Raw genomic sequence first — 23,453 nt, 5'->3', positions numbered from 1 at the left:
AAAAAGCACGGCAATAGCCGTGCTTTTAACTGCTCTATCGATATCTGAATCGATAGCTATACAAGAAAGCTTACTTAGCGAGTAGGCCACGGCTACGAAGCAGAGGATCGATTCCCGCTTCTTTACCACGGAACTGCTTGTAAAGCTTCATCGGGTCTTCGCTTCCGCCTTGTGATAACACGTTATTTCTAAATGCATCAGCGGTGGCTCTATCGAAAATACCGTTCTCTTTGAACGCTTCGAAAGCATCAGCCCCTAAGATATCAGACCATAGGTAGCTGTAGTAACCCGCTGAGTATCCGCCAGAGAAGATGTGTGCAAAATACGTGCTGCGGTAACGCGGCGCAATCTCGCTGATCAAGCCCATCTTGTTCAGTGACTCCGCTTCGAATGCCGCAGCATCTTTTGGCGTGAAGTCTGTGACTGTGTGCCAATCGAGATCAAGTTTTGTTGCGGCCATATATTCAACGGTAGCAAAACCTTGGTTGAACTTGCTGGCTGCCTGGATCTTCTTAACAAGTTCCTGTGGGATCACTTCACCTGTTTTGTAGTGCTTAGCAAATTGTGCCAATACTTCAGGCTGCGTCATCCAGTTTTCCATCACTTGAGACGGGAACTCAACATAGTCACGTGGTACAGAGGTACCGGCTTGTGAGCGATACTTAACATCGGAAAGCATACCGTGAAGTGCGTGACCAAATTCATGGAATAGGGTGCTGGCTTCATCGAAGGTCAATAGTGCCGGCTCATCACCGACCGGACGAGGATAGTTCAACACGTTGACTATGATAGGCTTAGAATCAACGCCATTCATGTTGTATTGCTGACGGTAGGAGTTCATCCATGCTCCGCCACGCTTAGAATCACGTACGTAGTAGTCACCCATGAAGATGGCCATTAGTGAGCCGTCTTTGTCGAATACTTCCCATGTACGAACTTCATCGTTGTACTTAGGCAGATCGGTACGCTCTTTAACTGTGATGCCGAAGAGACGGTTAGCCGTGTAGAAAACACCTTTAAGGGTATTTTCCAGAGAGAAGTAAGGGCGAGTCTGCTGTTCATTGAAGCTGTACTTAGCTACTCGGATCTTGTCTGAATAGTATGCCCAGTCCCAACCTGCCAACTTGAAGTCACCGCCTTCAGAATCGATAAGTTCCTGCATTACGGCGACTTCAGCTTTCGCTTGTCCCAGAGCTGCAGGCCAAACCTTGTTTAAGAGTCCATATACATTTTCAGGTGTTTGGGCCGTACGCTCTTCGAGCACTAAGTGTGCATGGGTTTTGTAGCCCATCAATTGTGCACGTTCGGCACGAAGTGCAGCCATTTTAGCGAGTAGCTTTTTATTGTCGTTAGCGTTGTCGTTATTACCGCGCTCGATGTAACCGTTATAGATTTTTTCGCGTAGGTCGCGATTATCGGCATAAGTTAAAAACGGTGTGATAGAAGGACGTGATGTGGTGAACACCCACTTCCCTTCATGGCCGCGCTTGGTCGCAGTTTGCGCGGCATTGCTGATCACATCGTCTGGCAGGCCTGCAAGGTCGGCTTTATTGTCGATGACCAATTCAAATGCGTTAGTTTCTGCAAGCAAGTTATCGCCAAATTCAAGACTGAGCTTGCCAATCTCTTCATTCAATGCTCTAAGCTTGGTCTTATCGGCTTTACTTAGGTTGGCTCCACCACGAGTGAATGACTTGTAGGTGTCTTCCAAAAGCTTAGACTCTGCAACGTCGAGATTTAATCCATCACGTTGTTCGTATACCGCTTTAACTTTTTGAAATAACTGATCGTTTAATAGGATGTCGTCACCGGCTGCCGAGAGTAGTGGTGAAATCTCTTTAGAGAGCTTCTGCAACTCATCATTTGTATCTGCGCCGGTCAGGTTATAGAAAACACTGGCGACTTTCGTTGTCAGCTCTCCGGCAAACTCCATCGCTTCGATGGTGTTAGCGAAAGTAGGTGCATCCGGGTTATCAATAATTGCTTGAATTTCAGCTTTATGTTGCGCAATACCGGCTTTAAATGCGGGTAGATAATGCTCAGTCTTGATCTTATCGAAATCTGGAATACCCATATAGGTATCGTATGGCTTAAAGAAAGGATTCGTTGCGTTATTTTCAATAATCTGTTGTGCAACGACATTCGGCGCCACGTTAGCTTCATTTGTTGCAGTAGTAGATGAGCTACATGCGCCAAGAGCAAAAGTCAGTGCGATAGCTGACACGAGTGGTTTGAGGGTTAATCCCTTCATATTTATATCCCCGGTTGATGGTTTATTTTTTGCTTGTGTTAATAGGTTTAATCACTACGTCGGTGATTAGTTCAATAATAATGATTACTTTTTACTTTACGTGAAAAGTCTTAATCTGACGTTAAAGTCTTTTAAATATCATGGTTGAAGGTGTTAAGGCTATCAATTTATTGTTTTGTTTGTAACAAATGTTTCGAAAAGGCTGTTTTTATACATCAAATGGCTATTTTTGTGGCAAACTGGCTCAGATACTTTAAAACAATAACAGATGGAAATGTATGAAACAGTTAGCTCTCTACTTGCCTCTCGTCCTCACTTCGCTATTTCCTTTTTATGCAAATGCTTTGACCTCTGAAGCTGAGTCAACGGCTGACTATGCCGTAAAAACCTACGAAGCGGGAATGTTAGATTCATTAACACGCCTGGTCAGTTACAAGACTGTTAGCGCTGAGGGGCTAACTCCGGATACTCACCCTGAATTTATCGGTTTTAAGCATGAACTGAGTCAATTGAGTCAGAAGCTTGGTTTAGACTACTCTGATCATGGATATGTGATCTTAATTGGTCTGGGTAACAGTGAAAAGAAGCTAGGTGTCATCACCCATGGCGATGTGCAACCTGCCAATCCTCAGCTTTGGCAAAGCAATCCATTTGTGCTCGATGTGACATCAAAACCCGGTAAGTTAATTGGTCGGGGGACAGAAGATGATAAAGGTGCCATAGTCACAGCCATGTATGCGATGAAGTCGATTCAGGACAAGGGGCTGAAATTAGACAGACGGATAGAGTTGATGGTGTATTTCGCCGAGGAGACCGATTGGGATCCCCTCAGAGCATTTTTGAAAAACTTCACACCGGCCGATATCAATATCACCATCGATGCCGAATATCCTGTGGTCACGGCCGAAAAGGGATGGAGCAAGATTAACCTTGTTATTCCTCCCCAGGAGATGGCTTCCACGGCCGATAATCGTGCCAGACTCGTGTCATTCTCCGGTGGCGTTTTTTCGAGTCAGGTTCCACAACAAGCCTATGCAGAGCTTTCGGGAGTGAGTGATGAATTACAAACAGCACTCGAGGCGCAGGGAGAGTTACAACCAGGCATGCGGTATAGGTTCGATACTAAGGGGGACACGCTTGTTATATTTGCCGACGGAAAGGCGGCACATTCATCGGCGCCAGAAGATGGTATAAATGCCGTGACTCACCTTGCCGAGTTACTCTCTATTCATGACTGGCCGAGATCTCAGGCGGCTCTTACCATGAGTTTTATACACGAGATGGTCGGGCTGGGAGTTTATGCCGAGCAGTTTGGTGAGATAGCTTATAAAGATAACTTTATGGGGGCGATGACGTTGGCGCCCACAGTGATCAAGCATACAAAAGATGGCACTGAAGTTGTGATGAACCTGCGTAGACCTATAGGGAAGAGTCCTGAATTGCTCGATAAGCAAACACTCAAAGCGCTCAACGACTGGCAGGGAAAACATGAAACAGAGCTCAAAGGTATCGATACTTATTGGGGAACACCTATGGTGATGGATGATGCGCCTCATCTGGATACCTTACTTAACGTGTTCTCACACTTTACCGGTGTCATAGATCCTAAACCTGTCGCCATCGGCGGCTCTACCAACAGCAAGCTTTTTCCTAATGCGTTGAGTTTTGGCCCTGCTATGCCAGGTGTCGAATATACGGGGCATACAGAAAATGAATTTATGACCCATAAACAATTTATGTTGAATTTAAAGATGTATACGGCTGCATTTATTGAGTTAGCGGTCGAGCAGTAACCGCTTTTGTTTCTGACCTGAGATAATAGATATTTTTCCCTTTTCCGGTCTGCGCCAGTCTTAGCACTTACCCATCGCTAAGATTGGCCTTTATGCCGATCAGTACTATTTATTATGTGTAAACCCTTTCTTTGATATATCCAAATAATACACATGCATATCATGCATTTAAATTGAACCTTAAATGCTGGTACGTGAGTGTTAATTAGTTTGTTTTTCTACATTTAAATTGACAACAATCAATTATTTACTAATCGACATTTGTAACAATGCTGCTCATTCCTTCATCAGCTATAAGAATTATATCAATGCGCAATAATCAGCCTGTGACGCAAAAGGAAAAGACCCTAACCGATAACTGTATTTTACTCTCCACGACCGATCTCGATGGCAACATTAAATATGCCAACGAAGGTTTTACCAGTGTCAGTGGTTACAGTTTCGACGAATTACACCGCCAGCCTCACAATCTGGTGCGACACCCTGATATGCCTGAAGCTGCATTCAAGTCGATGTGGGAGAGAATAAAGCAGGGGAAACCCTGGATAGGTGTGGTAAAGAACCGCGCCAAGAGCGGTGATCATTATTGGGTCAATGCCTATGTCGCCCCAGTCTATGAAGATGGAAAAATTCACGAGTACCAGTCAGTCAGAAGAAAGGCTACCGCCGAACAAATTAATAGCGCAACGCGTATTTATGCCGACTTAGAAGCTGGGAAGAAGCCTAAGGCACTAAGGAAAGGTTTACTGGGCTTTAGTGGTAAGCTGTTTGTCTGCTTATTGCTTACTGTGCTGTTAACTGCGGTACTTGCCAGTTACTCGCCCCTTGTGGCTTTCATTGTGGCCGCTATTTTCGGCGCTATCGGCTTGAAGCTTATTCTTGCTCCTTTTAATGCCTTGCTCGAGAAGGCGGTGAATATTATTGATGATCCACTCGCTACCGGGGTGTATGCGGGCAGGCAAGATGAGTTAGGTAAAATAAGTTTTGCCCTGCAGTTTCTCATTACCGAAACCGGTGGGGTGGTTGGGCGTATGGCCGATTCAGCGGGCTCAATCGAGGGGCTGAGTGGCAGTTTAAACGATACGATATCCAATACCCGCGAGCGGGCCGATAGTCAGAGTCAGCAGACCAGCCAAGCCGCGACTGCCATGGAGGAGATGAGCGCCAGCTTTGCCGAAGTGAGCAGTAATATCCACAGTGCAGCCGAAGAGATGACGACCAGTTATCGTTCGGCCGAGGAGGGGCATGAGCGGATGGAGATGGTGATTGAAGCGATCAATCAATTAAACGATGAAGTCGGCAATTTCTCCACCGTTGTGGCTTCTATCGAGCAAGATAGCCAGGATATCAATAACGTACTCGAGGTCATTCGTGGCATTGCCGAACAAACCAATTTACTTGCCTTGAACGCCGCTATCGAGGCCGCTCGAGCAGGGGAGTCGGGTCGTGGGTTTGCTGTTGTGGCAGATGAAGTACGTCAACTTTCGAGTCGCACGAGCGAGTCGACTTCTCATATCGAAACAATAGTGAGTAAATTCCGCGAGAGTACGCTAAAAGCCACTCAAACCATGGAGTCCGGCCAACGTAAGGCGGAGCAGTCCGTAGGACTGGCACAGCAGGTCGATGAGTCTTTTGAGGGGTTACGCTCATCGATAGGTAAGATGAATGTGATGAGTGATGAAAATGCTTCTGCCATGTCACAACAAACAACTGTTGCGAACGATATCAGCCACTCTATTCAGGTGATAAATGAGTTGGCCCTGGAAAGTCTGGAACAGACACAAGATGCGACAGAGCGTGGCCAACAAGTGTCGAGGTTGTCGGCTAAGACTCATAATTTATCTAAACAGTTTTGGCGCCAAAGCGTGCAGAGAAACTATTAAGGGTAGAGACTGAACCGCTGTTAAGAAGAATTTTTATGGGGGAAGCATTACGCTTCCCCCATTTTTTTACGTGTTAATACCTTAAGTTAGTAACCAGCGGTTTCGCTGCCGGCACGTCTGGGGTCCGATGCCCCGAAAATACCCTGCTCTGTGACCATAATAGATTGGGTAGAACCTATGGCATTGTTGACTTTTATCTTGTGCCCTTTTGCTTCCAGGAGTTCTATGGTGTCTCTATTGAGACTCTGTTCGACTCTGAGGAGATCGGGTAGCCATTGGTGGTGAACCCGCGGAGCAGCGGTGGCCTCGGCGATATTCAGATCATGATCGATAACATTCATGATGACTTGCATCGTGGTAGTGATTATCCGTGAGCCTCCGGGGCTGCCTGTGACGATAAACGGCTTACCATCCTTCATCACTATGGTCGGACTCATGGAGCTCAGTGGGCGTTTATTTCCTTCGACCGCGTTGGCTTCCCCCCCCACCAGTCCGTAACCATTTGGGGTACCTGGTTTAGCCGAGAAGTCATCCATCTCATTATTGAGCAGTATGCCCGTCCCTTTTGCGACAAGGCCGGAACCGTAACTGAAATTCAGGGTATAGGTGTTGGAAACCGCATTGCCCCATTGGTCGACAACGGAGTAATGGGTGGTTTGGTCACTCTCATAGGGAGCTAGGTTACCAGGTTTTATATCACTACTGGGGGTTGCCTTATTTGTTTTGATTTGGCTGGCCAGTTTCTTAGCGTAATCTTTGTTGATGAGCGCCTCAACCGGTACGTTGTAAAAATCTGGGTCGCCAAGGTATTCACTGCGATCGGCATAGGCGCGTTTCATCGATTCTGTCATCAGATGAAGTGTGGCCGCGGTGTTGTGGCCCAGTTTATCGATAGGAAACGGCTCTAACATATTGAGCATTTCTATGATGTGTATACCACCCGATGAAGGGGGAGGCATAGAGACCACCTGATATCCCCGGTAATCGCCTTGCACCGGCTTACGCTCTACAACCCGATAGTTTTTCAGGTCCTCGAGAGTCATAATCCCGCCGACCTCTTGTATTGCAGAAACAATCTTCTGTGCAGTTTCGCCTTGATAAAACCCGTTACTGCCATGTGCGGCGATAAGGCTGAGAGAGTGAGCCAACTCAGGCTGCTTGAGCGTCTCCTTGACTCTATAGTTACTTCCGCCGGCTTTATAAAAGATCTTTGCAGAGCTAGGCCATTGTGCGATGCGCTTCTTCAGACCTATAAGCGAGGTCGATAGGTCGGGGGTTACTTCTATGCCCTCTTTGGCCATTTTAATTGCCGCGGCCGTCACCTGCTTCATTGTCATGGTGCCATATTTTTGTAAAGCCAGCTCCATTCCCATAACGGTTCCCGGTACACCTACGGCCAAACCATGTTCCCGGCTTAAACGCGGATCGGGGTCGCCGTTATCATCGAGAAAAATGTCTTTGTGAGCCTTAGCGGGCGCCATTTCCCGATAGTCGATGGCGATAGTTTTGTTGGCCTCGGCAAGATGTACCATCATAAAGCCCCCGCCACCAAGATTTCCGGCTCTGGGCAAGGTTACCGCAAGGCTAAATCCAACGGCAACGGCCGCATCTACGGCGTTGCCTCCCTGTTTTAATATCTCTACTCCAGCGCGCGTCGCCAGGGCTTCCTGGCTGGAGACCATGCCATGTTCGGCCCATATAGGTTGAGCCGTGGCCATATGGCTATAGATTGAAGGTTCAGCCGCTTGTATCGATGGCACATGCAGTATTGCAGATACACTGAACAGAGGTACGGCTATAGACATGGCGACGAATAGGGTCTTTAACGGGCGCATGAGTGATCCCTTTTAGTTTTTTTGATTTTTGATTAGTTATCAGTGCAATGTGACGTGAAAAAATGAAAAAATCAAGTCGACCAAAGAGGAAGAACGGTTTGATAAATTAAGTGTTACGAGTTGAGCTTGCTGACGAGAAGGTCTGATTGGTTAAGATAAGTGATAAGTGATAAGTGATAAGTGATAAGTGATAAGTGATAAGTGATAAGAGTGATATGACCCCGAGAAAGTAGACACGGGGTTTAATAGTCAAATGCCGGGTTGCATTATATAGCCATCATTGCGAGCTTATTCTTTGCAAAGTGCCTAATCCATGGCTTTCTTTGCTGTGTCTTGAGCCTTACAAAGTAAAAATTAACCTAGCGCTAACCACAAGCCCACACCGACCATGAGTGAACCAGCTATACGGTTCATCCATTTGATATTGTCGCCTTTAGTGAGGAACACTTTAAGGCTCTTTCCGCCGGTGGCGTAGGCCGTCATGCTGACAAACTCGGTAAACATGATCACACTCAACAGGGCGATGAATTGTGGAGCCAGTGCCTTATCGACATTAATGAAGGGGGGCAGGAGAGAGATCATGAACGCCCACCCTTTGGGGTTGGCGATGGCGGTGATGAAGCCTTGAGAAATGAGTGCGCCGTTGCTGATGTTGCCAGACTGATTATCGAGCTTGGCCATCTTGCCTTTAGCACGCCACATCTGTATGCCGATATAGCCCAGATAGAGTCCACCCACCCACTTTAACACCTCAAAGAGTTGCGGATAGTTGAGCATGATACTGGCCACGCCCATGACAGCCAGAACGGCCACTAGCGCGACCCCAACAAGCTCTCCTATCATCATCCAAAAGGTTCGTTTGATGCCGATACTCATGCCCAGAGTCATGGCGAGGGTCATACACATTCCCGGTGTGATGGAAACGAAGAAGAAGGTAGGGATAAAAGCGGCGAGTAGAGCGTAATCTGGCATGGGTATGATAACTGTCTATTGTTTCGGTGGCTCAGTGTAGATAAATATTTGTGGTGTGAAAACAAAAAACCAGCCAAGTTGGCTGGTTTTACTTTTTGTTAACCAAGTTTAAACGATTAAAGTACACCGCGGCGCTGTTGATCTCGCTCGATAGATTGGAACAGGGCGGTAAAGTTACCCTCGCCGAACCCCAGATTATTCTTACGTTGAATGATCTCGATAAAGATAGGACCGAACAGATTTTTAGTGAAGATCTGTAACAGGTAACCCTCTTCGTCGCCATCGACTAAGATCTGATGATGTTTAATTTTCTCTCTGTCTTCTGTCACCTGTGGCAGTTTTTCGAAGATGGTGTCGTAATACTCAGGGATAATATCTAAGGTTTTAATCGATGAACCTTCCATCGCATCGAGTGATGCGACAATATCCCGACTTCTGAATGCCAGGTGCTGAACGCCTGGTCCATCATACTCTCTGAGATATTCATCGATCTGATTCTTGTCACTGCCTTTCCCTTCATTAATTGGAATACAGAAACTGCCATCGGGAGAGCGAAGTGCATAAGAGACTAAGGCTGTTTGGGCTCCTTTAATATCAAAGTAGCGCACTTCTGTGAAACCAAAGATATCTTTGTAGAAGTTGGCCCAATGCTCCATTGTCCCCTTGTAAACATTGTTGGTCAGATGATCGACTTCGATAAAGCCTTTCTCTTGCGTGATCACAGGCTCTTCAAGGTCGACAAAATCCTTCTGGTAGATATTATCTTCATCGCCGAACACGTCGATAAAATAGATCAGGCTGTCGCCGATACCGTAAATAGCCGGGTAGGGGTGATCTTTAATTTCGTCAGCTGCGGGTTTAGCGCCGCGTGCGACTGCACCTTCGAAAGCAAATTGAGCATCTTCAACACGCCAGCCCATAGAACAGATCGCAGGGCCGTGACTCTTGGCAAACTCGGCAGAAAAGCCGCGAACTTCACTGTTCAGCAAAAAGTTAATGTCGTTCTGCTTATAATAACTAATATCTTTAGTTTTACTTTTCTTTAGTTTAGAAAAACCGAAATCAATAAAAACTTGATGCATGAAATCAAGATCTGGGGTGGCAAATTCTGTAAATTCTATGCCCAATAAACCCAGTGGATTTTGTTCGCTCGCCATTGTCTTGTCCTCGTTAAATTTATTTCTACTCGCCGTCATTCTTTGATGACTTGCGGGTGGTGCTAAGTCTAATACCAATTGGTATATTCATTGATGCTCGACTTAGGCGGTTATCACCCATGGAGCCAGTAGTGGTTTCATGCACCTCAACAGATGCTTAATATTTCAGTTTTACAAATTAACTACTCTGGTTAACTGCCCGGAGGTTAACTGCTTGGATGGACTTGGCAGTTTTAATTAATTTGTGACACATCTATCAATTTAGTTGCTCAATCCAGCAAAAAAAAGAATAATAATTCCTTTAACTCAATCAGAATTTTAGATTGTATTGCAAGGTTTACACGAGTGAGGTGAGTATGCGGGTCGATGTGGATGCATTTAAATTGCTGGAGGTGTTGGTCGAAGAGGGCAGTTTCTCTAAGGCTGCAGAGCGTTTGCACAAGGCTCAATCTGCGGTGAGTTATCAGGTGAAAAAACTCGAGCAGCACTTAGGTGTAAACCTATTTTGTCGTGATCAGTACCGGGCAGAATTAACACCAGAGGGGAAGGTCATCCTTGCCGAGGGGCAAAAGTTACTGCAAAACCTTGCAAATATTGAACATTTAGCAAGCAGGTTCAGTGAGGGGTGGGAACCTAAACTTGAGCTAGTCGTTGATGGTGCTCTCCCTATGGAGCCGATAATGAAAGCCCTGAAACGTATGGCAGCGCATCAGATCCCAACCAAGATCCAACTAAACATGGAATTTTTAGGCGGTGTTCAAGCCAGGTTTGAACGAGACAATGCCGACCTTATGCTAGTGAAAGACTATCGGACCGGGCCTAATTATCGTCCTCAACCTCTTCCTGACATTAAGAGTATATTAGTGGTCAGCGAAGACCATCCCCTCGCGGGCGAAAAAAGCGTGTCACTGTTCGATCTGCAACGATATGTCGAGTTGACGATTGAAGACTCATCTCCCGAGATCAATTATCGAGATGACCTCCAGTTTGGTGGTGATAAAGTCTTCTACCTTTCAGGCTTTATCATGAAAAAAAATGCGCTGGAGATGGGACTGGGATTTGGTTGGATGCCTGATTTTCTTATTCATGAAGAGTTGAATCGTGGAGAACTGGTTGAGGTAGATTTTCAAGGCGGTAGCCGATACAGCTTTACGCCGCAGTTAGTGTCGACGATGGAGCGTCCACTGGGTAAAGCCGGGAGGTTATTTACCCAACTTATTCTCGAGGAGTTCGGAAACGCCAATCTGTAACCACAGATTGCTCACCACTAATTCATCGCCACTATGCATCATCACTAAGCGAGCGATATAAGGCTAAGCGATGCGTTATCGATTTTTCGCGAATCGCGGTTTATCGCAATTTTCATGGCAAAGTGAGAATGGGGGCCAGCTGGCATTAATCAGTTGGATAGTGGTCAGCGTGTTTAAATTTGTTTGTTTTCCATCAAGTCAGTCTTCGTTCTAGTCGAGGAATCTATTTAAGTAATTGTATACTTGTGATTTTATTCACTCATCACCTTTATCCCTATGTCATACCGTTAAGTCTGAGTACAGTTTAGAGTCGATATAATAGATATAAGTTTAAAAACTCGGATGAGTGGTACGGCATATGCAGCATCTGTTTAAACACTACAGAGTGTTGTGAAAATGCCGATAGTTATTACATAACACTGAGCATTCCGAGATTGTTGGAGGTGTTAGATGACCCATATATTCTTGAAACATACTTCGAGTCTTTATGCTAAATACGTTAATGATTTAGCATGCGGAGAGAGGCCCATTTCAGTTTGTCGAATTCAGGAGTTCACAGACGATCTTGCCAAAAGCTCAATGCTATTGAGTGAGTTCCAGTGGGACGATTGGTATCATAATAGCCATTTAGTTGACAGGCCTGAGTATATTGCTGATGCGACGCTACATGAGTGTAAGTTATTGCTAACTGCCATGACTAGATTAGAGCGTTTTAGCCCGGGAGTGTTGGATAATATGCGCCGTCGGGGAGTACTACTCGCGATTATTGAGCGCTTTAATAGCTTCCCATTCAAGCTGGTGGGTTAATAATTCAATTTATACAGATAAAACGCCAGCATATTGCTGGCGTTTTATTTTGTTCACAATAGCTATAAGCCGATAGGCTTCTTATGATGCTATGGGGTATTTATCAAATATTAGTTACCAAATGGGACGGGCTTAGGCGTATTCGCATTCGATGGTGGCAGTATCGGTAGCACTATCTGTGGCTGCTCTCCGGTAAGCGACTTAAGAAATGCTACCATCTCAACAGTCTCTTTCTCAGATAATTGCTGTCCAAGCTGAATATCGGCCATGGTGTTAACCGCTTCCTCTAAGGTCCAGGTCGCACCGTCGTGAAAATATGGGTAAGTTAATTCGATATTACGCAGGGTAGGCACTTTAAAGACATATTTATCTGCCTCTTTTCCTGTTACTGCGATACGCCCCTCTGCCGGATTTTCAGTGTGGAATGGCTTCACGAGTCCCATCTTCATATACATGGTGCCACCAACCGCGGGTCCATTGTGACAGCTGGTACAGCCCTTGTTTTTAAATAACTGGTAACCTGCTTTCGCTTCAGCTGTTATCGCAGTCTGCTCTCCCTGAAGGTAGAGATCGAAAGGACTGTTCGGTGTAACCAATGTTTTTTCAAACTCGGCTATGGCATCGGTAATATTGTCAATGTTGACCGAATTCTTACCATAAATGGCAGCAAACTTTGCTCGATAGGCTGGCATGGAATTTACCGTTGAGACGGCAAGTTCATGGGTGTAGCCCATCTCTCCAGGATTCGCGATCGGCCCGCCAGCCTGTTCTTTGAGATCTTTTGCACGTCCGTCCCAAAATTGTGCCAGACCGTATTCAGCATTCAGGACCGTAGGAGAGTTAATCGGTCCCTCTTGCCAGTTGTGTCCAATTGAGGTTGGAAGCGCATCCACACCACCAAGGGACAGGTTATGGCATGAGTTGCAGGAGATAAAACCTGATTTTGAGAGTCTTGGTTCGAAGAACAACATCTTACCCAATTCAACTTTTTCTGGTGCCGTGATCTTTGCTGGTTGGATAATTTCGATCGGCTCTTTTGCTACGGCAGGGGCTGCACTCATGGCTGCCAGAATAGCAAGAGAAAGGGGAGAGACTAGTTTCATTTGAGACCTCACATTAAGACTTGTTTTTTATGTGGTTATTTAATGTGGATATCTTATTAATCTGAGAGGAGTTTAGATAACGCTTTGTTTCGATAGGGACTATCGTTGATTTGGATTGAGTTTTCGTGAAGCGCGTCTCGGTTCGGTTTGCCATTCTAAGGCAGGTTGGGCGTTCAACCTCTAAAGATTGGCATTTGTGTGACTCATGCTGAGAATGAAGGGGCTACAGATTAAGACTTCATTTTTCTTAATAGGATTTTTCTATCCAGCCAGGTGGCCGAGGCGTTGAGTTGGCGTTGACTCTTACGCAGCCACACCTTAGCCCAGGGGTATTCCAGACTTAAGATGGCTAAACCAACGGGCAACAGTAGCCAGGCTGGCCCGGGTAAAATTAACAGGGATGCGCCCGTTAAGGTGAGTACACCTCCGACGATTGTGATCAGTGCTTTACGTAACATCGGGACTCCAGAGCTATGTTCCTGGCTGATACTCTCTCATTATTAGACCTGAATCGACCAGTCAACAATTGTAACAAAGCATAACTTGTCCGCCTGATATTGTGGCTATAATGAGTAGGAGTACTCTTTCTAAGGGGCGTTAGGCATCAGTGGTACCAAGGTGTTAGTCGGTGTGCGCAAAAACATAGTTATTTTTGGAATTCTGTTTCAGCTTCTGCTGTTCGCAGGAAGTTCATGTGTGCCCGGAGCCAAGGCTGATACCCTTCACCTTACCTCTCTTCACTGGCCTCCCTACTCAGGCAGTACTTTAAAAGAGCAGGGAGCGACTATTGCTATTACCCGTGCGGCAATCCGGGCTGTAGGACATGAACTCGTTGTTGGCTTTTTTCCCTGGAGTAGAGCGATAAGGCTAGTTAATCGACCCGATTCTAAGTATGTCGGATACCTGCCCGCTTACAGTTATCCAACAGATGAATTTATATTTTCAGACTCTTTAGGGACTAGTCCTCTAGGTTTAGTCGAGCAGCGCTTGCATCCTATCAGCTGGTCCAGTTTCACAGATCTTAATCAGTATCGGTTAGGTGTCGTGAGAGAGTATACAAACACTGCTGAGCTCGATGGCATGATTAAGCAGGGCACCCAAAGGGTAGAACTTGTCAATTCTGACGAACATAATGTTAAGAAGGTGGCAACGGCTCGCATCGATGCTGCGGTCATCGATCTGCACGTATTTAGTTACCTGTTATCTCAAAAACAGTTGAAGTCGCTTGCGGGAAAGTTACAGATAAACAAGAAGACCCTCGAAGATAAACAGATGCTTATCGCGTTTAAAAATACACCTGAAGGCCATTACTGGCGAGATATGTTTAATGTTGGTTTATCGAAAATTGATGCGGCATCGATTTTGGATGAATATATGTCAGATGTGCAAGCTGGTATTAAATAGGTATCTCCACATAGTAAAACGCCGAATTATCGTTAATTCGGCGCATTTAACTGGTGGTTATGCTTTAGTGACGACCGTCTGCCCAATAGGGGTTAAGCTTAAAATCGCTAATTTCAGGTGCTGAATACCAAATGGGATCCCGATAATAGTAACGAAGCATGCCAGCGCGTGGGTTATGTGACCTATTGCAAGCCAGATCCCAAACAGTAAAAACCAGACTATATTGCCCAGGGTACCAAATGCGCCTGTACCTATATCCTCACTGCCTGTCAGGCTTCTTCTACTCATATGATCTTGTCCGAATGGCCAGAAGGTCATTTCACCTATGACAAAACAGGCTCGCCCAAATGGAATGCCGATAATACTGATATAACAGAGTAAGCCAGCGATCCACCAGGCTAACCCCATAACAAACCCACCAAGAACAAACCATGCAATGTTAAAGATTAAACGTAATACTGCCATTAAAAACTCCTCATAAGGGCAAAAGAAAGAATGCGCTATACAGTTAACAAGCTAAAAACGTGCCAATTAGCTATCGCTATGAAATTTATACAGTTTTAATTTTTTTAAACTTGTAGGATAGTGAAAAATACCAGCTTTTAGTGGTTTTGCTCGATAGAGTTACAGTGATAAACTTGCCAGTTCAATAGTTTAGGTTTCCAGAATGATGAAATTATCCCATACCCCCGTAGATTCTATCGAGATGTTTGGCAGAGAAGTTTTTGTTAAGCGGGACGATCTACTGCACCCTGAGTTTTCCGGTAACAAGGCCCGCAAATTCGCCTATTTTCTCGAGCATGAGTTCCCGGGTGTCCAAAAGGTTATCGGGTATGGCTCTGCTCAGGCTAACTCTCTCTATTCGATGTCCGCGCTCGCTAAGTTGAGAGGGTGGCAGCTGGATTTTTATGTCGACCATATCGCTTCTCATATAAAAACACAGCAAGAGGGCAACTATGCCAGGGCTTGTCAAAATGGCGCAAACATCATAGACCTGAGCGAGTTAGATGATAGAGAGGGGCGAGATACCCTTACCTATATCGAAGAGAGAGTATTGCCGGAAGAAAAAATGGCGGTGTTTGTTCCCGAGGGAGGAAGATGCGGTTATGCCGAATTTGGTGTGTCTAAACTTGCCGGGGAGATCTGTGAGTGGTTTAAGGAGCAGGGTCTCTTATCTCTCATTGTGTTTCTTCCCTCCGGTACAGGTACAACCGCGTTATTTCTCAATAAGTATTTTGTGGAGCAGGGGGTCACTATTCGGGTGTTAACTTGCGCGGCAGTCGGAGGAGATGACTATCTGAAGCTTCAATTTGAAGAGCTGAGCGATGATGTTATATATCACCCTGAGATTGTTGTCATGCCTAAAAAATACCATTTTGGTAAGTTGTATCGGGAGTTTTATGAGATGTGGCAACGGGTCTGTAATACAGGCATCGAATTTGAGCTTCTCTATGATCCTTTAGGCTGGTTGGCATTAGAGCACTATCTGAACACAACTGCTGATAAAACACCTGTCATGTATCTTCATCAGGGGGGGCTACTGGGCAATGTCAGTATGTTGCCTCGGTATCAACGCAAGTATGGCGATTAATTTAACATCTGTCGGGTGAGCTTATATCGAAGCCAGAAGGTTAAGTCAGAAGGTTGAGGAGATAGAATAAATCATTGAGGTTTTTACCGTTTGGTCAGGCGGGTATCTGTGAAATTGATACAGCCTGAACCAAAGGTAGGTGTTACTTTACTGCCTGATAGCTGACTTAATGATGTCAGTCCTATCTGTTCCCGGCTTCCGGTGGAAGATTGGGTCATTCGATACCAGTGAGAGGTAGTGTATCGATTGGCATTATTTTTACTGATGTTATTACATTTTGTACTGCAAACAGATTATTTTTCTATTAGTGAACTCTGCTAATCATCCATTAATCATATGGCTTATTTGTTGCCAGATAGAAGCCATTTCATAAACGATAACGCTTCTGTGCGTTTAGAAAAAGTTTGTCTGTTTTTCCCTTGGCTATCGGTGAAAGCGATAGAAGACTTATTTACAGAGATAGAGTCTACCGGGAAATTTACTGTGATCTCATGACCATTTATATTGTACGACATATGTCATATTCCTTTTTTTATTACTGCAAACCTTTGCAGCTTGTATTTAACTATAAAATATCCTTAGCATTTTTTGCGAAAGATGAGTGTTATGTGTGTTTCGAGACTACTCATCTTTAACGGCTTAATCAAGCATTTATATTATTTGCAAATGTTAACGTTTGTAACAAATGCGAATTAGATATGCTGGATCGAGTCAAAGTAAATCATAAATTTATGACAGTAAAATGACGAGCTAGTAGATGTTGAACCGGGTGTATTAATGTATTTTGTGAGGCTGTGACGAGAGGAGTCGGACTAACAAAAGAAAATTACAAGGGTATCTCAAAATCGCTGACTATTATATCGGCAATAAAGGCCTTGTCAACCTGTATTTCAATTGGATAGTGCGATTTGCCGCCAGTAGGGTTATTAAGTTACAAAAACTGTCACTTATTGTTATAAGTGTTAGAATTTATGAGTCTTTTGGTTTCTGTGGGCAGGTCTTATGGATTTAAGGTTATTTGCATCTTTGCTGCTTATTCTCGTTTCTCATCTCTTCCCATCGGCCATAGCAGCCGTCAATCCAAGCATGATAAACCTGCAAGGTGAGCCTAAAATTGAAGAGGCAGCCCCCGAGCTACCAGTGCACCGCCTCTATGAATATAAAGATAAACTAAGAAGAGACACCCCCAGAGGAACACTTGAAGGTTTTAGCCAAGCAGCCTATGAACAGGATTTTGAACTTGCTGCAAAATACCTGGACCTGCGATACCTGCCTGAGGGGATGACGGCGGAGAGTGGGGCTGAATATGCGTCCAAACTACAGGCTATTATCGATCGCAATGTTTGGGTCGACCTGGATCAGATAAACGACTCACCTCGTGGTTTAGATAATGACATGCTGCCCGCTTACAGGGATGCGTTTGGTCGTATACAAGTTGACGGTGGTGAAGTCTCACTCCTGTTACAGAGGGTGCCAGGTAAACAGGGGTCACTCTGGAAGGTATCCAATGCAACCGTGGCTAAAATTCCTCAACTTTATAATCAATTAGGTTATGGACCTGTGGTTGAATGGCTGATTGACAAGTTACCTGAGGGGAGGCTGTTTAAGATAAACCTCTGGGAGTGGGTACTATTAGTTATCTACCTTTTGGCGGCTTTTATTATTGTCATTCCGATCACCTGGTTTGTGAAGATATTACTGCTTCGAACTCGAGTAGGCTTAAAAACTGAACTTGCCTACATCGTTGCCGGCCCCTTACGTTTCTTTTTGGCGGTCATATTAGATCGGGCCTGGATAGCCCATAGCAGTATCTCTGCGATGGCATTGGATATGATTGATACCGGTTTTTTACTTTTTATCTCTGCTTGTTGGTTGGTCTGGAGTTCTTTGGGGATCCTTCAAGCGGGGTTAAAGCAGCGTTGGATAGCCAAAGACAATCAACAGGGAGTCTCGCTGCTCAGGCCTTTGACAAATTTCACTCGAGTTATGTTTATCGCATTAGCCGGCTTAATATGGTTAGAGCACCTGGGGTTTAATGCAAGTGCAATTATGGCGGGTATGGGCATCGGTGGGGTTGCCATTGCTTTGGCGTCGAAGCAATCTATTGAAAACTTTATCGGTACCATTACTCTTTATTCTGCCGCTCCCATCAAGGTGGGAAATCTGTGCCGTTTTGGTGCGATAAACGGCACCGTAGAAGAGATTGGCTTGAGGTGTACGCAGATAAGAACCTTGGATAGAACCTTAATACATGTACCCAATGCCAAGCTTGCTGAGATGGAGATTGAGAATATCTCTGAGCGTGAAAAAATCCGCTTTAAAGCTGACATCAGACTAGATTACGCCACCTCTTCGGAGCAGCTGAAAAGTATTATATACGATATAAAACTGATGCTGGAGCAACACGCTCAGGTAGATGAGAGCCCATTAAGGGTGACGTTTCAAGGTTTTGGATTACATGGGCTGCAGGTGAATATTTTTGCCTACGTGGGCACGACGAGTTTTCCCAGTTATCAGGTTATCGCAGAGGAGTTGCATCTCGGCATCATGGACATCGTCGCTGAGCATGGCTCCCAGATTATTCCGGTTGCGCCGACCATGTTACCAAAGTAGTTTGAGCTATCTTTAACCTGTTCATTTACTTATTTGTTTTAATTAGATCTGTAACTCAGTTATCCGGTTAAGATAAAGGCTATAATTAATAAGTAACATTTTGGTTGCTAATCATTATCCCTTCATTTTGAGAGTTGTATTATGGCAAAAATTCTTGACTCAGTAGATCAACGTACGCAACTCGTTGGTGAAAATAGGTTAGAGCTTTTATTGTTTCGGATAAACGCCACTCAGCTATTTGCAATTAATGTTTTTAAAGTCAAAGAGGTCGTTAAGTTACCTGCGCTAAGTGCTATGCCGGGTAGTCATCCTCATATCAGCGGTGTTGCAAATATTCGTGGTACTTCCATTCCTGTTATCGATCTGCGTGCGGCCATAGGTTTTCAACCCATGTCTGATGAGCAAGAGTCGAATTTGATCATTACCGAGTACAACAGAAGTGTTCAAGGGTTCAGAGTTGGAAAGGTTGAGCATATTGTCAACATGACTTGGGGGGATATCCTACCTCCGCCCAAGACCGCAGGAGCTAATAACTACTTAACGGCTATCACTCGCATCGAAGTGGGAGGGCAAACCCAGCTTGTTTCCATCATTGATGTTGAAAAAGTGCTGGCGGAGATCATCCATTACGATATCCGTCTCTCTGAAGGCGTACTCGATGAATCTCTGGTCAGTGAAATGCATGGTCGGCGAATATTGATTGCCGATGACTCATCTACCGCTCGTAGGCAGATCAAAGAGACCTTAGAGCCGCTTGGAATAGAGGTCATAGAAACCTCTGACGGCTTACAGGCACTGAATGTCTTGAAGAAGTGGTGTGATGAAGGCAAGTCTATTCAGGATGAGATCTTAATGTTGATCACCGATGCCGAGATGCCCGAGATGGATGGCTATAAGCTGACACATGAGATCCGTAGTGATAAGCGCATGAGCTCCCTGTTTATCACCTTGAATACCTCATTGAGTGGTAGTTTTAACAATGCCATGGTCGAAAAAGTCGGTTGTGACCGATTCATATCGAAATTCCAACCCGATCTACTCGTGGATGTGGTGCAGCAGAAGCTAAGAGAGATTGTTTAAGTCCTACCAGGACAAGAAACACATTCCACGACAAGACACTCAATGAATAAAGGCTATAGACTAGAGTTTATGGCCTTTTTAAAACCAAGTGTCACTTTGCAGGGGCTGCCCTTGTTCCTGAGCGATATCTTTCAGTACCTGTTGTTTGACTCTTTTATGTGAAGCAATATTAATTCTGCTGATGCGAACGGCATAACCAAATCGACTCCTGCCCACCTGTGACAGTACAGCTTCAAAAAATAATTTATCCAACCCAAAGGTGCTACTGTAATGGTTCACGGCTTTCGAAAGAGAGCTGTATTTTATGCCATCAAACTCAAAGCCTACCTCATAATTGCCATTATCCAGCGGAATACCATTAACGCTGAGCGGCCAACCCGGTGCATTTACTCTTTCTTTAGCGATCAGATACATCATCCAGGCGCTCTTCTTAAACCCTTCGAATACTTTACAGGAAAACTCCGAATCAATGAGTTCCTGTTCTGTCCAATTGATACCGATTGCCAGATGTTTAGCGTAAATCCGCATAAGCTCATCTTTCACCGCGATCTGACAGTCCCAAATTGAAGTGAGTTGATTCTGCTTAGCCAGCTTTAAGCACTCTTTACAGGCGGGAATACTCAGACTCTGATGTGGAGTACTCACAGTGGCGTGGTATTCGAAGGTACAGTTACAGGGTTCGGCGCAAAACCAGCAGGTATGGCGATAATCGAATGGTACATCGATATGAGGTAGGGGAGGCATGGATATTAAGCTCGAGCATGGAAGATGAGTCGGGCTTCTTAACCCTAATTTACCCTGAAGGAATATTTAAGGTTAAGAAGCTTCATTCACTCAATAAGTTACTCGGTTTCGACGTTAACCAAAGATTGAGCAAGTACGATTGGGTCAACTTCCAAACACTCTTTTTCGGCTTGCCAATCGGTGCCGATAAGTACGCCATCGTCGTTAAGATCTGATACCCAAAACTCAAGGAATTCAACTAGCGTGATAGAGACTGGCTGGTAGTTAGCCCACTCTTCACTACAATGTACTTTTGCATGCGCTTCTGTTGACCATAATGGCATAACATCAGTGTCTTCGTATTCAGAAGAGTCACACACTACCCAACCTTCACCTGTTTCATCCTGCAGTCCCCAGACCGCCTGATGTTCTTTTACATTTTCGATAAAGCTGGTCAGCAATGGATTTGTTTCAGTCATTTTAGGTCTCTTAGGTATGAATATTTAACCGACTCATTATACGTCATGAGCCGCATTCTCCAAGAAATTCTTTAGATTTAACCTGGCTATTTTTGTCAGAATAGAATAATTGCAATTTATTCTCACTTTATAGGGGATAAATACTTAATATCTGTTGTCTGTATCGTTACTATGGTCGGTACTAACAGCTATAGCCCATAGTCATGACTTTCTTTTATTTGGGCCGATATTTTTTATGCATTCTTGGAGTATTCATTTTGATTAAACATGCCCCGTTAGCCTCCCTGTTATTATTTTCAAGTTTATGTGCCTTGCCTTCGAGTGCCGACGACTTTGACTCTTGCGTTGTTAAGTTAAAAGAGACCGCACAAGCACAAGGCCTATCGAGAGACACCATAGAAAACACCCTGGCAAAGGTAAAATATGTATCTCGGGTTATCGAATTAGACAAGAAACAGCCTGAATTCAGCCAAACGTTCGATAACTATTTCAGCAAAAGGGTAACCGACTGGCGCGTGAAAGAGGGGAGAAAGTTACTAAAAGAGAATCGAGCTCTGCTCGATGAGTTATCTCAAAAGTATGGGGTGCCGCCTCAATATCTGATGGCGTTTTGGGGGCTGGAAACGAATTTCGGTTCTTATAAGGGGAAGATGCCGGTACTCGACTCTTTAGCAACACTGGCCTGCGATCCTCGTCGTAGCAAGTACTTCACCGGCGAACTGATGAAGGCCCTGAAGCTTAAAGAGGAGTATCAGTTTGAGTCCTCACAGATGGTTGGCTCCTGGGCCGGCGCTATGGGCCACACACAATTCATGCCCAGTGCGTATGCAAAATATGCCGTCGATGGAGATGGTGATGGTAAAGCCGACCTTTGGAACAGCACCACCGACGCACTGACCTCTGCGGCAAACTTTTTAAATCAACTCGGCTGGCAACGTAATGAGCGCTGGGGGCGTGAAGTCAAACTGCCAACTGATTTCAGTTATGAATACCTGGGTAAAGATAAAGCTCAACCTTTGACTGAATGGGTAAAGCTTGGAGTCACTAAGAGTGATGATGCCCCTTTGTCTACACCGGATATGAGCGCTGCACTCTACCTGCCGGCAGGACACACAGGCCCGGCATTTCTTGGCTACAAGAATTTCGATGTGATCATGCGTTGGAATCGCTCAGTGTTTTACGCCATTGCGGTCGGGCATCTGGCCGACAGAATCAATGGGGGAGTTAGTTTAGTCGTTGCACCGCCAAAGCAGGATAATTTAAGTCGCGCCAGAGTCAAGTCGCTGCAGGCTAAGTTAAATGAGAAAGGGTTCGATGTAGGAAAGCCTGACGGTGTGATGGGCAGAAATTCCAAAACAGGATTACGAGCATTTCAACTGAGCGTTGGCTTGGTTGCTGACGGTTTTCCAAGTGAAGCCACTTTTAAGGCCTTAGGCGTTATTTAAACCAGACTGAATCCGAACTCTGCATCAATAAGGTGTAATCAAAATGATTGCACCTTGTTGTTTTATCCATTACATTAACTTTTAGCCGCCGTTAAATACTTATAATAAACAGAATATTACTACCTCTCGGCATAATAACTCATATCTGAATATGGAAGCCTGCAAAGCCTATGAACTCAATGGATAACCTCTCTCACGCTCAAAAGCAGCGCCTTGCTTTTATCGACTTTAGTTTGCAGTATTTTGGTCAGGTATCCCGTCAGGATCTCATTAAAAAGTTTGCAACAGGCCTGGCTGCAGCGACGCGTGACTTTGCCAGTTATCGAGAGTTTGCGCCGGATAATATGGCTCTGGTTCATCAAACGAAGAGTTATCATAGAAAACCTGAATTTAAAGCCCTGTTTCAGCATGAACCCGAAGGCATTTTACATGGTTTAGCGAAAGGCTTCGGTGATGGCTTGTCTCAGCCTATTTCGCCCAGTGAAATATGTATCGATGCGGTGCAGTTGATCCACCCTGATACCGACATTATTGCAGCCTTGATGCGCGCTATTCAAAATAAGCGGGCATTAAAAATTAAGTATGTTTCGGTCTCCTCGGGTGAAAGAGAGCGGGAGATAGTTCCTCATGCTCTGGTTAACAATGGTCAAAGGTGGCATGTCAGGGCGTTCGACAGAACTCATGCAGTGTTTACCGACTTTGTGGTGACCCGCATCAAGGCGATTTCAAGTGCCAGTAGTGAACCTAAGTTCAATGAGACTCAGGTTAAAGACAGCCAATGGGATAATATGATCACTTTGAATCTTATCCCTCACCCAAGCCTTAAGCACCCGGAGGCGATTGCACTGGATTACCAGATGCAGGATAACAAGTTGGAGGTCGTGACAAGAGCGGCGTTAGCAGGATATCTGTTAAGGCAATGGAGCGTAGATTGCTCCGCAAAACATCAAATTAGCTCAGGAGTGTGTCAGTTAGCGCTGTCTAATCTGGATATTCTCAGTCAGGTTGAACACCTTACCATTGTCCCGGGTGGCGGGCGATAATTCAGCTTAGGGCTAGAGAGTACA

21 protein-coding genes are annotated in these 23,453 nt (G+C 45.0%); 10 read left to right on the top strand and 11 right to left on the bottom strand.

Features of this window, described 5'->3' with window-relative positions; all coding sequences use genetic code 11:
• Positions 1 to 70 precede the first annotated feature (70 nt).
• On the bottom strand, positions 71 to 2,251 hold the full coding sequence (locus tag EKG39_RS11825; protein WP_126505955.1) for a M3 family metallopeptidase: 2,181 nt from the start codon (positions 2,249 to 2,251) through the stop codon (positions 71 to 73).
• 278 nt (positions 2,252 to 2,529) lie between these two features.
• On the opposite strand from EKG39_RS11825, the gene EKG39_RS11820 reads away from it, so the two are divergent.
• Both EKG39_RS11820 and EKG39_RS11815 read left to right on the top strand, forming a co-directional pair.
• Positions 2,530 to 4,044: a dipeptidase gene (locus tag EKG39_RS11820; protein WP_126505954.1), complete on the top strand. Its 1,515-nt coding sequence runs from the start codon at positions 2,530 to 2,532 to the stop codon at positions 4,042 to 4,044.
• A 308-nt stretch (positions 4,045 to 4,352) separates the two neighbouring features.
• Complete coding sequence (locus EKG39_RS11815; protein WP_126505953.1) at positions 4,353 to 5,927, top strand: methyl-accepting chemotaxis protein; 1,575 nt, start codon at positions 4,353 to 4,355, stop codon at positions 5,925 to 5,927.
• A gap of 86 nt (positions 5,928 to 6,013) precedes the next feature.
• On the opposite strand, the gene ggt is transcribed toward EKG39_RS11815, so the two are convergent.
• From ggt to hppD, 3 genes are all read right to left on the bottom strand, one after another.
• Positions 6,014 to 7,762, bottom strand: coding sequence for a gamma-glutamyltransferase (ggt, locus tag EKG39_RS11810; protein ID WP_126505952.1), 1,749 nt, complete (start codon positions 7,760 to 7,762; stop codon positions 6,014 to 6,016).
• A 354-nt stretch (positions 7,763 to 8,116) separates the two neighbouring features.
• Entirely contained in the window at positions 8,117 to 8,734 is a 618-nt protein-coding gene (locus EKG39_RS11805) for a LysE family translocator (protein WP_126505951.1), read from the bottom strand.
• A gap of 116 nt (positions 8,735 to 8,850) precedes the next feature.
• Positions 8,851 to 9,891 carry a 4-hydroxyphenylpyruvate dioxygenase gene (gene hppD, locus EKG39_RS11800; protein WP_126505950.1) on the bottom strand — a complete coding sequence of 347 codons (1,041 nt, stop codon included), beginning with the start codon at positions 9,889 to 9,891 and terminating at the stop codon, positions 8,851 to 8,853.
• Between the two features lie 356 nt (positions 9,892 to 10,247).
• On the opposite strand from hppD, the gene EKG39_RS11795 reads away from it, so the two are divergent.
• A complete protein-coding gene (locus EKG39_RS11795) occupies positions 10,248 to 11,141 on the top strand; it encodes a LysR family transcriptional regulator (protein WP_126506102.1) in 894 nt (297 codons plus the stop codon).
• A 450-nt stretch (positions 11,142 to 11,591) separates the two neighbouring features.
• Positions 11,592 to 11,948 (top strand): DUF6508 domain-containing protein, encoded by a 357-nt coding sequence (locus tag EKG39_RS11790; RefSeq protein ID WP_126505949.1) that lies wholly within the window; start codon positions 11,592 to 11,594, stop codon positions 11,946 to 11,948.
• Positions 11,949 to 12,058: 110 nt separating this feature from the next.
• Here EKG39_RS11790 and EKG39_RS11785 read toward each other — a convergent pair whose 3' ends face one another.
• Both EKG39_RS11785 and EKG39_RS11780 read right to left on the bottom strand, forming a co-directional pair.
• Positions 12,059 to 13,051 carry a cytochrome-c peroxidase gene (locus EKG39_RS11785; RefSeq protein WP_126505948.1) on the bottom strand — a complete coding sequence of 331 codons (993 nt, stop codon included), beginning with the start codon at positions 13,049 to 13,051 and terminating at the stop codon, positions 12,059 to 12,061.
• A 230-nt stretch (positions 13,052 to 13,281) separates the two neighbouring features.
• Entirely contained in the window at positions 13,282 to 13,509 is a 228-nt protein-coding gene (locus EKG39_RS11780; RefSeq protein WP_126505947.1) for a PGPGW domain-containing protein, read from the bottom strand.
• A gap of 238 nt (positions 13,510 to 13,747) precedes the next feature.
• Between EKG39_RS11780 and EKG39_RS11775 the strand changes: the two genes are divergently transcribed.
• Positions 13,748 to 14,455 (top strand): substrate-binding periplasmic protein, encoded by a 708-nt coding sequence (locus tag EKG39_RS11775; RefSeq protein ID WP_126506101.1) that lies wholly within the window; start codon positions 13,748 to 13,750, stop codon positions 14,453 to 14,455.
• 57 nt (positions 14,456 to 14,512) lie between these two features.
• On the opposite strand, the gene EKG39_RS11770 is transcribed toward EKG39_RS11775, so the two are convergent.
• Entirely contained in the window at positions 14,513 to 14,920 is a 408-nt protein-coding gene (locus EKG39_RS11770) for a YccF domain-containing protein (protein ID WP_126505946.1), read from the bottom strand.
• A gap of 205 nt (positions 14,921 to 15,125) precedes the next feature.
• On the opposite strand from EKG39_RS11770, the gene EKG39_RS11765 reads away from it, so the two are divergent.
• Positions 15,126 to 16,046 (top strand): 1-aminocyclopropane-1-carboxylate deaminase/D-cysteine desulfhydrase, encoded by a 921-nt coding sequence (locus tag EKG39_RS11765; protein WP_185817592.1) that lies wholly within the window; start codon positions 15,126 to 15,128, stop codon positions 16,044 to 16,046.
• Between the two features lie 83 nt (positions 16,047 to 16,129).
• Here the strand turns inward: EKG39_RS11765 and EKG39_RS23740 are convergent, their stop codons facing one another.
• Positions 16,130 to 16,264, bottom strand: coding sequence for a hypothetical protein (locus EKG39_RS23740; protein ID WP_281276242.1), 135 nt, complete (start codon positions 16,262 to 16,264; stop codon positions 16,130 to 16,132).
• A gap of 123 nt (positions 16,265 to 16,387) precedes the next feature.
• Positions 16,388 to 16,561 (bottom strand): hypothetical protein, encoded by a 174-nt coding sequence (locus EKG39_RS11760; protein ID WP_126505944.1) that lies wholly within the window; start codon positions 16,559 to 16,561, stop codon positions 16,388 to 16,390.
• Positions 16,562 to 17,048: 487 nt separating this feature from the next.
• On the opposite strand from EKG39_RS11760, the gene EKG39_RS11755 reads away from it, so the two are divergent.
• Together EKG39_RS11755 and EKG39_RS11750 are read left to right on the top strand one after the other, a co-directional pair.
• Complete coding sequence (locus EKG39_RS11755; RefSeq protein ID WP_126505943.1) at positions 17,049 to 18,659, top strand: mechanosensitive ion channel family protein; 1,611 nt, start codon at positions 17,049 to 17,051, stop codon at positions 18,657 to 18,659.
• A 141-nt stretch (positions 18,660 to 18,800) separates the two neighbouring features.
• On the top strand, positions 18,801 to 19,739 hold the full coding sequence (locus tag EKG39_RS11750) for a chemotaxis protein CheV (RefSeq protein WP_126505942.1): 939 nt from the start codon (positions 18,801 to 18,803) through the stop codon (positions 19,737 to 19,739).
• 78 nt (positions 19,740 to 19,817) lie between these two features.
• Here the strand turns inward: EKG39_RS11750 and EKG39_RS11745 are convergent, their stop codons facing one another.
• Complete coding sequence (locus tag EKG39_RS11745) at positions 19,818 to 20,483, bottom strand: hypothetical protein (RefSeq protein ID WP_126505941.1); 666 nt, start codon at positions 20,481 to 20,483, stop codon at positions 19,818 to 19,820.
• 98 nt (positions 20,484 to 20,581) lie between these two features.
• Positions 20,582 to 20,941, bottom strand: coding sequence for a DUF2750 domain-containing protein (locus EKG39_RS11740; protein WP_126505940.1), 360 nt, complete (start codon positions 20,939 to 20,941; stop codon positions 20,582 to 20,584).
• 257 nt (positions 20,942 to 21,198) lie between these two features.
• Here EKG39_RS11740 and EKG39_RS11735 point away from each other — a divergent pair, with 257 nt between their 5' ends.
• Both EKG39_RS11735 and EKG39_RS11730 read left to right on the top strand, forming a co-directional pair.
• A complete protein-coding gene (locus EKG39_RS11735) occupies positions 21,199 to 22,386 on the top strand; it encodes a lytic murein transglycosylase (protein ID WP_126505939.1) in 1,188 nt (395 codons plus the stop codon).
• A gap of 170 nt (positions 22,387 to 22,556) precedes the next feature.
• Complete coding sequence (locus EKG39_RS11730) at positions 22,557 to 23,429, top strand: WYL domain-containing protein (protein WP_126505938.1); 873 nt, start codon at positions 22,557 to 22,559, stop codon at positions 23,427 to 23,429.
• Positions 23,430 to 23,453 lie beyond the last annotated feature (24 nt).

The sequence above is a fragment of the Shewanella atlantica genome (genome assembly GCF_003966265.1).
Lineage (GTDB): Bacteria > Pseudomonadota > Gammaproteobacteria > Enterobacterales > Shewanellaceae > Shewanella > Shewanella atlantica.
This window is presented reverse-complemented; position numbering and strand designations above follow the sequence as displayed.

What these genes read in the sequence shown, in the direction of transcription:
- EKG39_RS11765 (WP_185817592.1), top strand. Translation starts at nt 15,126, where the DNA reads ATGAAATTATCCCATACCCCCGTAGATTCTATCGAGATGTTTGGCAGA.
- EKG39_RS11795 (WP_126506102.1), top strand. Translation starts at nt 10,248, where the DNA reads ATGCGGGTCGATGTGGATGCATTTAAATTGCTGGAGGTGTTGGTCGAA.
- EKG39_RS11740 (WP_126505940.1), bottom strand. Translation starts at nt 20,941, where the DNA reads ATGACTGAAACAAATCCATTGCTGACCAGCTTTATCGAAAATGTAAAA.
- EKG39_RS11780 (WP_126505947.1), bottom strand. Translation starts at nt 13,509, where the DNA reads ATGTTACGTAAAGCACTGATCACAATCGTCGGAGGTGTACTCACCTTA.
- EKG39_RS11760 (WP_126505944.1), bottom strand. Translation starts at nt 16,561, where the DNA reads ATGTCGTACAATATAAATGGTCATGAGATCACAGTAAATTTCCCGGTA.
- EKG39_RS11755 (WP_126505943.1), top strand. Translation starts at nt 17,049, where the DNA reads ATGGATTTAAGGTTATTTGCATCTTTGCTGCTTATTCTCGTTTCTCAT.
- EKG39_RS11730 (WP_126505938.1), top strand. Translation starts at nt 22,557, where the DNA reads ATGAACTCAATGGATAACCTCTCTCACGCTCAAAAGCAGCGCCTTGCT.
- EKG39_RS23740 (WP_281276242.1), bottom strand. Translation starts at nt 16,264, where the DNA reads ATGACCCAATCTTCCACCGGAAGCCGGGAACAGATAGGACTGACATCA.
- EKG39_RS11785 (WP_126505948.1), bottom strand. Translation starts at nt 13,051, where the DNA reads ATGAAACTAGTCTCTCCCCTTTCTCTTGCTATTCTGGCAGCCATGAGT.
- ggt (WP_126505952.1), bottom strand. Translation starts at nt 7,762, where the DNA reads ATGCGCCCGTTAAAGACCCTATTCGTCGCCATGTCTATAGCCGTACCT.
- EKG39_RS11745 (WP_126505941.1), bottom strand. Translation starts at nt 20,483, where the DNA reads ATGCCTCCCCTACCTCATATCGATGTACCATTCGATTATCGCCATACC.
- EKG39_RS11820 (WP_126505954.1), top strand. Translation starts at nt 2,530, where the DNA reads ATGAAACAGTTAGCTCTCTACTTGCCTCTCGTCCTCACTTCGCTATTT.
- EKG39_RS11770 (WP_126505946.1), bottom strand. Translation starts at nt 14,920, where the DNA reads ATGGCAGTATTACGTTTAATCTTTAACATTGCATGGTTTGTTCTTGGT.
- EKG39_RS11790 (WP_126505949.1), top strand. Translation starts at nt 11,592, where the DNA reads ATGACCCATATATTCTTGAAACATACTTCGAGTCTTTATGCTAAATAC.
- EKG39_RS11815 (WP_126505953.1), top strand. Translation starts at nt 4,353, where the DNA reads ATGCGCAATAATCAGCCTGTGACGCAAAAGGAAAAGACCCTAACCGAT.
- EKG39_RS11750 (WP_126505942.1), top strand. Translation starts at nt 18,801, where the DNA reads ATGGCAAAAATTCTTGACTCAGTAGATCAACGTACGCAACTCGTTGGT.
- EKG39_RS11805 (WP_126505951.1), bottom strand. Translation starts at nt 8,734, where the DNA reads ATGCCAGATTACGCTCTACTCGCCGCTTTTATCCCTACCTTCTTCTTC.
- EKG39_RS11825 (WP_126505955.1), bottom strand. Translation starts at nt 2,251, where the DNA reads ATGAAGGGATTAACCCTCAAACCACTCGTGTCAGCTATCGCACTGACT.
- hppD (WP_126505950.1), bottom strand. Translation starts at nt 9,891, where the DNA reads ATGGCGAGCGAACAAAATCCACTGGGTTTATTGGGCATAGAATTTACA.